Consider the following 11785-nt stretch of genomic DNA (forward strand, 5'->3'; position numbering starts at 1 on the left):
CCTGCCCACCTTCGCCACCCCGCGCCGCGTCCCCCACGGCGTGACGCTCATCGGTCAGCTCTTCGACGAGGGCACCCTGGGCCGCGTGGGCATCGCGCTGGAGCGCGCGTCCGGCGTCGCCGGAGAGCGCCCGCCCGGCTTCTAGGTCCACCGCGTTTCATTTGACAGGTCAGTCCAGAATCGTTACGACACGGCCATGGCACGGACGAAAGAGTTCGACCGCGACGAGGCCGTGCGGCGGGCCATGGTCGTGTTCTGGGAGCAGGGCTACGAGGCCACGTCCACGGACGACCTGCTGCGCGCCATGGGCATCGGGCGCCAGAGCATGTACGACACCTTCGGGGACAAGCACGGCCTCTACCTGGAGGCCCTGCGCTGCTACCAGACGGAGTACGGCGCCAACATGGCGGAGTGCCTGCGCTCGCACGCCTCGCCCGTGGCCGCCCTCCGCCAGTTCCTCCTCTCCATCCCTGGCGCCACTCCGAAGGAGCGCGCCCGGGGCTGCCTCTCCGTGAACGCCACCGCGGAGCTGGGGCACACGGACAAGGAGGTCGCCACGGTGCTCCAGTCCAGCGGCGCGCTGGGCCTGGGCATGCTGGAGCGCATCGTGCGCGAGGCCCAGCACAAGGGTGAACTCAACCCCAAGCTGGATGCACGGATCGCCGCGAGCTTCCTGCTGACCAGCATTGGCGGGCTGCGCCTGGGCGCCAAGGCCGGCACCCCGCCCGAAACCCTCCGCGCCGTCGTGGACTTCACCCTCGCGGGCCTGAAGGCCCAGTAGCCCCGCGTGCTGTCCGCCAGGGACCGCTCGCCGTCTTCGCACGCCTGTTTCTGGATTAATCAGTCAAGAATAACCCTGAATGGAGTCACCGCATGTCGATGAATCGCTACTACCTCCTGGGCCGCTCCGGCCTGCGTGTCAGTCCCCTCTCGCTGGGCACGATGACCTTCGGGAAGGAGGGGCTCTACGGCGGCCTCTGGGGTTCGACGAACGACGTCTCGCGTGCGCTGTTCGACCGGTACCTGGACGCGGGCGGCAACTTCATCGACACGGCGGACCTGTACACGGACGGCAGCGCGGAGACGCTCCTGGGGAAGTTCCTGGAGGAGCGGGGCGGGAGGGATCGCGTCGTCCTGACCACCAAGTACACCTACAACAGCGCCCACCCGGGCGACCCCAACGGCGGGGGCAACGGCCGCAAGCACATGATGCGCGCCGTGGAGGCGTCGCTGCGCCGGCTGCGCACGGACTACATCGACCTGTACCTGCTGCACACCTGGGACCGCATCACCCCCGCGGAGGAGGTGATGCGCACGTTCGATGACCTCGTGCGGGCCGGGAAGATCCGCTACGCGGGCCTGTCCGACGTGCCGTCCTGGTACGCGGCGCGGGCGCAGACCTGGGCGGAGGCCCACGCGCTGACGCCAATCATCAACCTGCAGCTCCAGTACTCGCTCGTCGAGCGCAACCTGGAGCACGAATTCACGCCGCTGGCGCAGGCGCTGGGCATGGGCATCACCGCCTGGAGCCCGCTGGGTTCGGGCCTGCTCTCCGGCAAGTACCGGCCGAGCGAAGGCGGCTTCCAGGGCGAGGGCCGCCTCAGCTCCGCGGTGGGCGGCCAGCAGCTGGGTCTCTTCACCGAACGCAACTGGAAGGTGGTCGCCACGCTGGAGAAGGTGGCGAAGGAGCTGGGCCGGGAGATGTCGCAGGTGGCGCTCAACTGGGTGGCGACGCAGCCCGGCGTCGGCTCGGTCATCATCGGCGCGAGCACGACGAAGCAGCTCGACGGCAACCTCGCCGCGCTGGACTTCACCCTCCCTCCGGGGCTGCGCCAGCAACTGGACGACGTCAGCGCACCGTCGGTGCCGTTCCCCCACTCCATGTTCACCAACCCCTACCAGCTCAACCTGCACGGCGGGGCCGCGGTGGGTGACAAGCCCACGGGCTACACGGCGCCTGTGTCCACCGCGCCGGCCGCCGTCGCGTAGGGCACGTCCGTCTCCTCCCGGAGGGCGGGTCGGGCGGCCCGCTCCCGCCCTCCAGGCCGATGGCCGCAAGCGTTTGCCGTCCCAACCTTCCCCTCCTGCCAAAACGGGGGAGGCTGTATGGGATTGAGCAGGATGGGAGCAGCGCTGGGGTTGATTCTGATGGGGATGGTGTCGCCCACCGCGCACGCCTTCGAGGACGCGGATGCCATCCGGGTGTTGACCTTCGCTCGCGCGCAGCTCGCGGACACCACGGCGGAGATGCCGAGCGTCAACCGCTCTCCCAAGGCGTCGCTGTCCAACGGCACCTGGACGACGGTGGCCAACACGGACCGCATCGCCTGGACCCAGGGCTTCTTCCCCGGCAGCATGTGGCTCATGTTCCAGGTGGCCAGCGAGCCCATCTGGCGCGACCGCGCGGATATGTGGACGCGCCCGCTGGAGGTCCAGAAGACCAACACGGAGACGCACGACCTGGGCTTCAAGATGTTCACGAGCTTCGGCCAGGCGTGGCGGCTCACCGGGAACACCTACTACCGCGACGTGCTGCTCACCTCCGCCGACTCGCTGGCCACGCGCTACAACAGCCAGATTGGCATCATCAAGTGTTGTGATTGGAACCCGAACTGGAACATCCCGCTCGTCACCGACACGATGGTGGACCTGGAGCTGCTGCTCTGGGCCTCCCAGAACGGCCGGCCCGCGTATCGCGCCATGGCCGTCAACCACGCGCTCAAGACGCTCGCGGACGCGGTGCGCCCCGACGGCAGCTCGTTCCACTACGTGGACTACCGCTCGGATGGCACCATCCGTTCGCGCGGCACGTTCCAGGGTTACTCCAGCACGTCCACCTGGGCGCGCGGCCAGGCGTGGCTCATCTACGGCTACACCATGGTGTTCCGCTACACGGGCGACACGCGCTTCCTCACCGCGGCGCGCCGGGTGACGGACTACTACCTGGCGAACCTGCCCGCGGACCTCGTGCCCAACTGGGACTTCAACGCCCCCATCCAATACAAGGACTCGTCCGCCGCGGCCGCCGTCGCGTCGGCGCTGCTGGAGCTGAGCGGCCTGGAGACGGACGCCACCCGGCGCACGCGCTACCGCACCGCCGCGCTGGGGATGCTGGACTCGCTGGTGTCGCCCGCGTACCTCGCGCAGGGCACCAACAGCCCGGGCCTGCTGCTGCACGGCGTGGGCAACCTGCCCGCGGGCCAGGAGATCGACGTCAGCCTCATCTACGGTGACTACTACTTCCTGGAGGCGCTGCTGCGCTTCAACCCGCGCCCCAACTACCCCTGGTACGCGAAGCTGTCCTTCTCCCGCAGCCAGCACCTGCTGGGCACCAACAACACCGGCCTCCGCAACGTGGAGTTCGACCTCACCCCGCTGCGGGACGTCATCGACGGGGGCGTCGTGGGCTGGACGGACTCCTCCACGGAGGTCACCTCCTTCACGCGGCTGAACCTCGCGGTGCGCCTGAGCACGGAGGGCATCTACCAGGCGCGCAACGGCGCGGGCTGGTCGTGGCTCCGGCGCATCCCCTACGTGCGCGGCCGGACGGACCACTTCCGCCTGAGCGTGGACCTGGTGGCGAAGCGCTACAGCGTCTGGGTCACGGTCCCCGGCACCGCGGAGGTGCAGCTCGTGAACAACGTCGCCTTCCGCTCGGATGGGCCCTTCATCAACGACCTGGGCCGCGCCGCCGTCATCGCCACCACCGAGGACAGCGAGTTCCGCGTCAACAGCCACCGCGTGTCCTCGCCCAAGCAGTCCTCGTCCGTGGCGCGCGCGGACAAGCCGCTGCCGGAGGCGCTGTGGAAGCGCCTGGACGTCCCGGAGCCCTTCTCGCTGGAGCCCACCTCGTCCGAGCGCTGACGGGAGGGGGCACCACGCCCGGCGGCCCGCCCTGCGTGGGGGAGGGCCGCCACGGGTGCATCGAGGCCCGGGGGCGGTTACATCCGCCCCTGTGACGAACCTCGACCTGTTCCCTCCACCCCCGGCGCCCGCCCGGGCCCCGATTCCAGGACCGGGGCCGCTCGACAGGTTGCTCAAGGTGGCGCGCATCTACCTGGAGCCGGGCGTGGTGGAGCACGCGCGCGGCCGGGAGATCCTGGCGCGCTTCCCGGACGCGGAGCGGGTGGAGGTGCCCTCCCACCAGAACATCCCCGGCCTGTTCGGCAACGCCGGCAACGTGGAGTCGTGGAACCGCATCAAGGGCAGCACGCTGGTGCTGGGCGTGAAGAAGACGCTGTCCTTCATCGCCAACGACCGCAGCTCGGACTTCATCGCGCCTTCGACGGCCAACGGCTGCGTGATGGCGTGCGCGTACTGCTACGTCCCGCGCAACAAGGGCTATGCGAACCCCGTCACGGTGTTCGTGAACATCGACCGCATCTCGGAGGCGGTGCGCAAGCACGCGCACAAGCGGGGGTCCAAGCTGGAGCCCAACAGCGTGGATCCGCGCTGCTGGGTCTACGACATCGGCTGCAACAGCGACTGCTCCGCGGACGCGGCCCTGAGCGACAACGTCCGGGATCTGGTGCGGCTGTTCACCACGCTGCCCCACGCCAAGGCCAGCTTCGCCACCAAGATGGTCAACCGCGAGCTGCTCACCTACGCGCCCCAGGGCAAGACGCGCGTGCGCTTCAGCCTGATGCCCCACGCGCAGGCGAAGCTGCTGGACGTGCGCACGGACCCCATCGCGGAGCGCATCGCCGCCATCGACGACTTCGTGGCCGCCGGCTACGAGGTGCACCTCAACTTCTCCCCCGTTGTCCTCCAGGAGGGTTGGCAGGCTGCGTACGCGGAGCTGTTCCAGCAGGTGGATGACGGCATCGGCGCGAAGGCGAAGGCGCAGCTCGCGTGTGAGATCATCTTCCTCACGCACAACGCGGGCCTGCACGAGGTGAACCTGCGCTGGCACCCGAAGGCGGAAGCCGTGCTGTGGACGCCGGAGCTTCAAGAGACGAAGGTGTCCCAGGGCGGCGGCGTCAACGTGCGCTACCGCACCGGGTTCAAGGGGCGCCACGTGGCGGAGTTCAAGGACCTGCTCGCCCGCCACCTGCCGTACTGCCGCGTGCGGTACGCCTTCTAGGCGAAGGACGCTCCGCACGCGGGCCCCAAGGACCGCTGACTAGATTTCGTGCTGGGTGAACCAGAACACCGCCGTCTGGTGCGACACGGGGAAGTAGACGACGTAGACGTGGTGGTAGTCCTTGGCGCCCGGCGCCACCGGCACGTCCGCGTAGAAGTCCGCCACCTGGGGCACCTCGGTGCCGTTGCCCAGCGCGCCCGGCAGCGCCTGCGCCAGCTCCGGGAAGAAGTAATCCAGGCGGCTGGAGAACTGCGCGTACGTCAGGTCCGCCAGGCGCTGGAACTGGGGGGCCTCCTGGGCGTACAGCGCCGGGATGGACGCGAAGGCGCCCTCGGCCACGCGGTCCAGGGACACGGGGGGCGTGCCCGCCACGGAGGGCACGTTGAGCGTCCACAGGGACTCGTCGCACCAGTTCTCACCCGTCTTGCAGCGCGTGTGGCCCGCCGCCCGAGCCGCCTGGAGCGCGCTGCTCAGCGGAAACTGCGTGAGGGGCAGCGGCCCCGCGCCGTAGTAGCGGTAGTAGAAGTCCTTGCACACCGGCCACATCTTGGACGTGAAGGCCGCCTCGCCGTCCGCGCACCAGGGCTTCGCGCCGGAGGACACCACACACTGCGACACGAAGGCGTCGTGCGCGTCCTGCGCGTCCGTGCACTGCGGGAGCGCCTGCGCGGGCGTCACGTGCTGCACCTCCACCACGCTCTCGTCACACACCTCGATGCGCGTGGCCACGTCCAGGTCACAGGCCGTGAACAGCGACGGCTCCGCGCACGCGCTGTTGAGACAGCCCAGGCCCAGGCGGAACTGCTTGCCCGCGCCCGTGCCGGTGCTCACCACCGCCAGGTACTCGCCGCCCTGCGCCAGCGTCAGGCTGGTCACCTTGCTCAGCTCGCCGTAGCCCGCGTCGTCGTCCTGCGCGCGCAGCGTGGTGCCGTAGCTGCCGTTGGCATCCTTGGGGCCGTAGATGAACAGGCCCGTGTCCAGGCCCATGCTGCTGCCCAGGTGCGTCACCTCCAGGCGCACCTGCGCGCCCGCGGCCACCCTGAAGTTGAAGGACAGGTACTGCGGGTTCGTGGTGAAGCGCGTCTGCACCGCGTCGTTGAGCCCCACCGGGCCGAGGAACGCCGTGCTGTCCACGATGTTGCCGCTGGACGGCGCGGGCGGCGGGTACAGCACCGCCTGGGTGCTCTCGCCCAGCTGCGCGGACTCCGGCGACTCCCCGAGCTCTTGAGTTGGACCACACGCGGCGAGCAGCAGCGACGGCACGAACCACAAAGACATCCGATTCCACGCGTGACGCATGACGCACTTCCTTGGCTTGGGGGAGACGACGGTTCAGGGCGCTACGAGGGCCTGGAACCATGCCGCATACGGCGTGTTGTGCACGAGGTGCCGGTTGAAGTCCCGGGCCCCGTCGGTCCACCACGGAGGGCCGCGCTCGCCCAGGCCCACCTTGGCGCGGTGGACGCGGGCGCGGGCGAGGCGTTCGGCGGACGCATCCTTCGCGCGCTTCGCCCGGCCCACGTCCGCGCGGGCCCGCATCAGCGCGGCCACCAGCAGTTCCCGCTGCCGGGGCCCGAGCGCAGGATTGGAGCGGCGCCACAGCCGCCCCTTCACCACCAGGTAGCGCCCATCCGGGGTGGTGGGGGGCGGCGCGGACGTCACGGCACCGCGGGGTAGAGGAAGCGCAGGATGTCGCCGAAGCGCGCGGACCAGGACGGCTCGTTGTGCTTGCCGCCCGCCACCACGGTGTACTTGAGGTCGCTGTCCAGCACCCAGCCCTTGGCCACCAGCGCGTCGCGCAAGGCGTTGGCATCCGCCACCGTCTCCGCCTGGCTGCCGGAGCCTTCGCTGTCGCCGATGTCCTCCCAGATGCGCAGCGCGGGCTTCGTGCTCAGCGCCTCCACCGTCTTCACGATGTCCCGGTCCGCCCACCACACCGACGGCGACACCACGCCCAGGCGGCCGAAGACCTCCGGGTGCTTCAGGCCCAGCGACAGGGACACCAGCCCGCCCAGCGACGAGCCCGCGAGCCCGGTGGACTCCGGCCCCGCCTTCGTCCGGAACTCCGTGTCGATGCGCGGCTTCAGGTCGTTGATGAGGAACTGGCCGTAGGCGTCCGCACGGCCCGCGTTCGGGTACTCGGGCGGGAAGGGCACCGGCGTGTACTCCGCGATGCGGTCGGACGTGTTGTAGACGCCCACGATGATGAGCGGCTCCACCTGCCCGTTCGTCACCAGCGTCTGCGCGGTCTCGTCCACGTTCCACTCGCCGGCGAACGAGGTGACGACGTCCATCAGGTTCTGGCCGTCGTGCATGTACAGCACCGGGTAGCGGCGCGTGGGGGCCGCGTCGTAGCCGGGCGGCAGCCAGACGATGACGTCGCGCGGCTTGAGCGTGGTGTCGGTGGGCGTCACGTTGCGCAGGAAGCGCACGTCACCCGTGAGCGTCGGGGTTGGCGGGGGCAGGAGGTCCGCCCAGCCGCCCACCGTCAGGGCCACACGTTCGAAGCCGTTGCCGGTCTTGAAGGTGTGGTTGCTCACCTCCGCGCCCGTGGCGGTCTTCTCCACCTTCTCCCACGAGCCGCGCGTCACCTTGAACTCCAGGTCCGTCCCTTCCGCGAAGGTCACGGAGCCAGCGTAGGCATTGTCCACGGCGCGGGTGAGTGCCACCTGCGCGCCATTCCAGGTCCCCAGCTCCGGCTGGTTCCCGGTCAGATACACCGTGTCCCCCCGCGGGGTGATGTCCGGCACGTGGACGATGAACACCGTCCGTGCCCCCGTCTCCCCGGATGCGGGGCCGAAGCGCTCCACCTCGAGCGCGACGTTCTCCTCGTTCTCGTGCACGGTGATGGAGCGGTCCGCCTCCGGAGCTCCCGTGGCGTCCAGCGCCACCAGCGCGGACGGCGCCGTCATCCGCACCGCGTAGGTGAAGGCGGTGCCCTTGGGCAGGCGGGCCTTGAGGCTGAAGACGCGGCCGCCCTGGTAGACCAGCTCCAGGCCGGGCCCGGCCGAGCCGCCAAACGTCTCGCTGGGGCCGGTGAGGAAGAGGGCGGCGTCGGCGGGCGTCTCCGGCGGCACCGTCAGGTCGAACTGCACGTCGGAGAAGAGCTGTTCGACGGGCGGTTTGGTATCGGAGTGACAACCCCAGAGGGTCGCGAGGGCCAGGACGAGCAGCAGGGCGGGCCTTGAGGGCCGGGATGAAGACATGAAGGGTGTGGGCCTCCGGGGGGCGCAAGCAGGGCCCCCACGCGAAGGCGCACCGTAACAGCGTCCTCCGACAGCGTCAGCGCACCCCCGGTGAAGGGACGCAAGGTCCCGGAGGGCGTGCCACTTGGCAGCGGGTGGACAGTGCCTACCTTGCGCCCCGCACTGCGGACCCCGGTACCGATACTCCGGGTGTCCCCCACGTGAAGGAGTCGCACCGCATGAAGAAGCTGACGCTGCTGGCCGTGACGCTGGGCTCCCTGGTCGCCGGTGTGGGTTGCCACCGCAACACCCGCGAGGCCGCGAAGGACGACGTCGAGGAGGCCGGCGACAAGACGGAGAACGCCGCCGAGAAGGCCGCCGACAAGACGGAAGACGCCGTGGAGAACGCCGGCGACAAGATCGAGGACGCCACCGACAAGTAGTCCGCGATGAGCGGAGGCCCGTGGGTCCGGCGTCACGTGCCGGAGGCGGGTCGGGCCGCGCTGACGTCAAGCACCCTGGACGCCGGACACCTTCGCGGTGCCGGCCTCCGGGGTGTTGTCGTTTGAAGGCCGCGCCGCTCGCGCGAGTCCATCTGGTGGTGGAACGGTCAGATGGTGTGCCTGCAATGGGGTGCAGGTGTTGAGACGGCAAGTCTGCTGGGCGCACCTGGTGCTCGAATGCGAGGGCTTCGTCGGGCTTTGATGCGCTTCGTCATGGGTGTGTCAGTCATTACCCTCCCTGGGTGATTGGCATTGGTCCTGACCGCCCTGGCAATCAGGCTGTGCCTCTTCTAAAAGCCTTTGCTTCTCCTCAGGAGAGCCCATGTCCGCGTTCGACGATAGACTTCTAAAGGTAGCGCAGGTGTCCTCAACGGCCGCGCAGGTTGCCAGAAGTCTTGAGAAGGGCGGTGTCAGTAATGCCATCGCAGAGGCGCTCGCCCTGATGGGTGGGGGCACTCCCATCCCCGCGGTTCGCTATACGTTCGATTCCAGGGACGCGCCGATGGCGCTCTGGCACGTGCGGCGTGTTCATGCTCGTGAGGGGCTGTCCGAGCTTTATGAGGTCTTGATCGATCTGGTGTTCGATGGCCCCATGGCGGACGTCGATGCAATGCTTGGCACTTCGTGTGTGCTGGGCATCCAGCGCGGGACCTTGTCGCGCCGGTTCGCGGGCATCGTGCGCCACACGGAGGATCTGGGCTCCCTGGACGACAAGGGCGTGGTCCGCGTCCATGTTGTCCCGGCCCTTTGGGCTCTCTCCCAGCGCATCGATTCCTACATCTTCCAGGAGATGTCCGTGCCCGAAGTGCTGGCGGATGTGCTGGAAGAGTCGCTCACCCCGTTCAAACGAAAGGTGAGCCTGTCGCTTCAGCGTGAGTATCCCAAGCGGGAGTACTGCGTGCAGTACGCGGAGTCGGACCTCGACTTCGTCCTGCGGTTGATGAAGGAGGAAGGCATCTCCTTCTATTTCGATCATACAGGCGAAGTAGAGGAGCTCGTCCTGGCGGACACCAATGCTCCGTTCCACCCGCTTCTGACGCTCGACAGCGGGCCTGTATGGATTTCCAATCAGGCGGGCGGGCTTGCGCCTGTAGAAACCTTGCAGGGGCTCGACTGGTCCACGTCCCTGCGCCCCACCGGAGTGGTTGTCCGGGACTTTGACTGGACGCGGCCGCGGCTGAACCTGACGAAGGAAGCGCGCGAAGAGCAGGAGAGTGGCTGGGAGTCATACCTGTACCCAGCGGAGTTGACCTTGTCGGCCTATGACATCGGTGGTCACCGGTACACGAAAGAGGACGTGGCAGCGCGTGCCCGCTTGTTGCACGAGGGCCAGCAATTGGGCAGGAAGCGGGGACGGGGCCGAGGCAACGTGACGGGCTTCTGTCCCGGTTACACCTTCGGGCTGCAGGGGCATGCGCATGCCGACCTGGACCAGGCCTATCTCGTCACCCGCATCGAACACCTGGGCGAGGCTCCCGAGGAGCGGCCGCCGTTTTCCCAGGAGGACGCTGGCGAGGAGAAGAAGCAGGAGCGGTATGAGAACCGCTTCGAGTGCATTCCATTGTCGGTGCCCTTCCGGCCGGAGTACCCGCTGGCGCGCAGCCGCGTCCCCGGCCTGCAGACAGCTACCGTGGTTGGACCTTCGGGAGATTCGAACGAGGAGATCCACACGGACGTGCATGGCCGCATCAAGGTGCGGTTCCACTGGGACCGGGTAGGACCTCGGGACGAGAAGGCCTCCTGCTGGGTGCGCGTGGCGCAGAGCTGGGCCGGAGCAGGTTTCGGTACACTCTTCATCCCCCGCGTGGGCATGGAGGTCGTGGTCGACTTCCTGGAAGGCAACCCCGATCGGCCCATGGTCATCGGTTGTGTCTACAATGGTGTCAATCCTCCTCCGACGAAACTCCCCGAGGAGCGGACTCGCAGCACGCTGCGCACGCAGAGCTCGCCGCGCGGCGAGGGCTACAATGAGCTGCGCTTCGAGGATGCCAGGGACAAGGAGCAGGTCTTCCTCCACGCGCAGAAAGACCTGATGGAGGTGGTGGAGCATGACCATTCCACCCAGGTGAACAATGACCAGACCAACACGGTGAAGGTGAACCAGACCGAGAGCGTGGGCGGTGACCAGTCCATGACCGTCTCGGGTCATCGCACCAAGACCGTGAAGAAGGACGAGACCGTCACGGTCGAGCAGAACCGCACGGAGACGGTGAAGGCCAACGAAACCGTCACCGTGAACGGCGACCGCACCTTCACGGTGGACGGCCAGGAGACGTACTCGGTCGGAGGTCCACGGGACAAGAAGGTCACGGGCAAGGAGACGGTGACGCTGGAGGCGGGTCGGCAGACAACCATCACCACCAACGACGAACTCTCCGTGAGCGCCGAGCGCCTGGTCACCGCCGACGTGAAGCACCAACTCACCCAGGGGCCCACGACCTTCACCTTCGAGGGAGGGCACGTGGACCTGAACGCCGGTGGATACATCAAGCTCGTCCATGGACCGGGGAGCATCGAGATCGACGACAGCGGCAAGGTCCTGGTGAATTCCGCCACTGGCATCGAGCTGGCGTGTGGCGGCTGCTCCATCAAGATCTCGCCCACGAAGATTGAAGTCTCCGGCGCGGAGATGTCCCTCGCGGGGGGGGCCGGCACCATGAAATTGGGCGCCACGGGCGTGGCGATGTCCGGGCCCAACATCAGTTCATCCGCAGGCACACTGAATGAGCTTTCCGGCCCCATTGTGAAGATCAACTGAGCGCGAGCCTTCCGAATTCGGAGCGCTCAGGAAAAGACAACCATGGATTCGATCGCGCAGCCACTGAAGCGGCTTGTAGAGGCAATGCAGTGGTTCGTCATTGCCAGGGAAATCCGACTCCTGCACGTGACGACGAGCCCCGCTCTGCGACTGGCAGCCTTGGAGCACGTCGCCGCCGCGGAGCACCACGGTGACAACCACGCTCCTTTCTTTGTGTTGGAGACCCCCGCTTCGGAGGACGACGATGGGTGGGAGG

General features: G+C 68.1%; 10 protein-coding genes. 7 read left to right on the top strand and 3 right to left on the bottom strand.

Annotation, left to right across the window (positions count from 1 at the left end):
• Nucleotides 1-196: 196 nt before the first annotated feature.
• The 4 genes from D7V97_RS31160 to D7V97_RS31175 all read left to right on the top strand — a co-directional run bounded on the left by D7V97_RS31160 (nt 197) and on the right by D7V97_RS31175 (nt 5083).
• A complete protein-coding gene (locus D7V97_RS31160) occupies nt 197-781 on the top strand; it encodes a TetR/AcrR family transcriptional regulator (protein ID WP_120614266.1) in 585 nt (194 codons plus the stop codon).
• A gap of 92 nt (nt 782-873) precedes the next feature.
• Nucleotides 874-1989 (top strand): aldo/keto reductase, encoded by a 1116-nt coding sequence (locus tag D7V97_RS31165; protein WP_120614267.1) that lies wholly within the window; start codon nt 874-876, stop codon nt 1987-1989.
• 132 nt (nt 1990-2121) lie between these two features.
• The gene (locus D7V97_RS31170; RefSeq protein ID WP_233583337.1) at nt 2122-3864 is read left to right on the top strand and encodes a glycoside hydrolase family 88 protein; all 1743 of its coding nucleotides are present in this window, start codon (nt 2122-2124) and stop codon (nt 3862-3864) included.
• A gap of 178 nt (nt 3865-4042) precedes the next feature.
• Nucleotides 4043-5083, top strand: a complete 1041-nt coding sequence (locus D7V97_RS31175; RefSeq protein WP_233583338.1) for a spore photoproduct lyase family protein — start codon at nt 4043-4045, stop codon at nt 5081-5083.
• A gap of 39 nt (nt 5084-5122) precedes the next feature.
• Here the strand turns inward: D7V97_RS31175 and D7V97_RS31180 are convergent, their stop codons facing one another.
• The 3 genes from D7V97_RS31180 to D7V97_RS31190 are packed head-to-tail and all read right to left on the bottom strand — an operon-like array spanning nt 5123 to nt 8289.
• Nucleotides 5123-6361 (bottom strand): hypothetical protein, encoded by a 1239-nt coding sequence (locus D7V97_RS31180; RefSeq protein ID WP_120614270.1) that lies wholly within the window; start codon nt 6359-6361, stop codon nt 5123-5125.
• 54 nt (nt 6362-6415) lie between these two features.
• Entirely contained in the window at nt 6416-6745 is a 330-nt protein-coding gene (locus D7V97_RS31185; protein ID WP_120614271.1) for a hypothetical protein, read from the bottom strand.
• Nucleotides 6742-8289, bottom strand: a complete 1548-nt coding sequence (locus tag D7V97_RS31190) for an alpha/beta hydrolase-fold protein (protein WP_120614272.1) — start codon at nt 8287-8289, stop codon at nt 6742-6744. Before D7V97_RS31190 ends, D7V97_RS31185 begins: the two co-directional genes overlap by 4 nt.
• Before the next feature lie 218 nt (nt 8290-8507).
• On the opposite strand from D7V97_RS31190, the gene D7V97_RS31195 reads away from it, so the two are divergent.
• From D7V97_RS31195 to D7V97_RS46125, 3 genes are all read left to right on the top strand, one after another.
• The gene (locus D7V97_RS31195; protein ID WP_120614273.1) at nt 8508-8711 is read left to right on the top strand and encodes a YtxH domain-containing protein; all 204 of its coding nucleotides are present in this window, start codon (nt 8508-8510) and stop codon (nt 8709-8711) included.
• Nucleotides 8712-9093: 382 nt separating this feature from the next.
• Nucleotides 9094-11529 (top strand): type VI secretion system Vgr family protein, encoded by a 2436-nt coding sequence (locus D7V97_RS31200; protein WP_120614274.1) that lies wholly within the window; start codon nt 9094-9096, stop codon nt 11527-11529.
• 42 nt (nt 11530-11571) lie between these two features.
• On the top strand, nt 11572-11785 hold a 214-nt coding region (locus tag D7V97_RS46125; RefSeq protein WP_233583339.1), incomplete at its 3' end, for a hypothetical protein.

The organism is Corallococcus sp. CA053C (assembly GCF_003611675.1).
Lineage (GTDB): Bacteria > Myxococcota > Myxococcia > Myxococcales > Myxococcaceae > Corallococcus.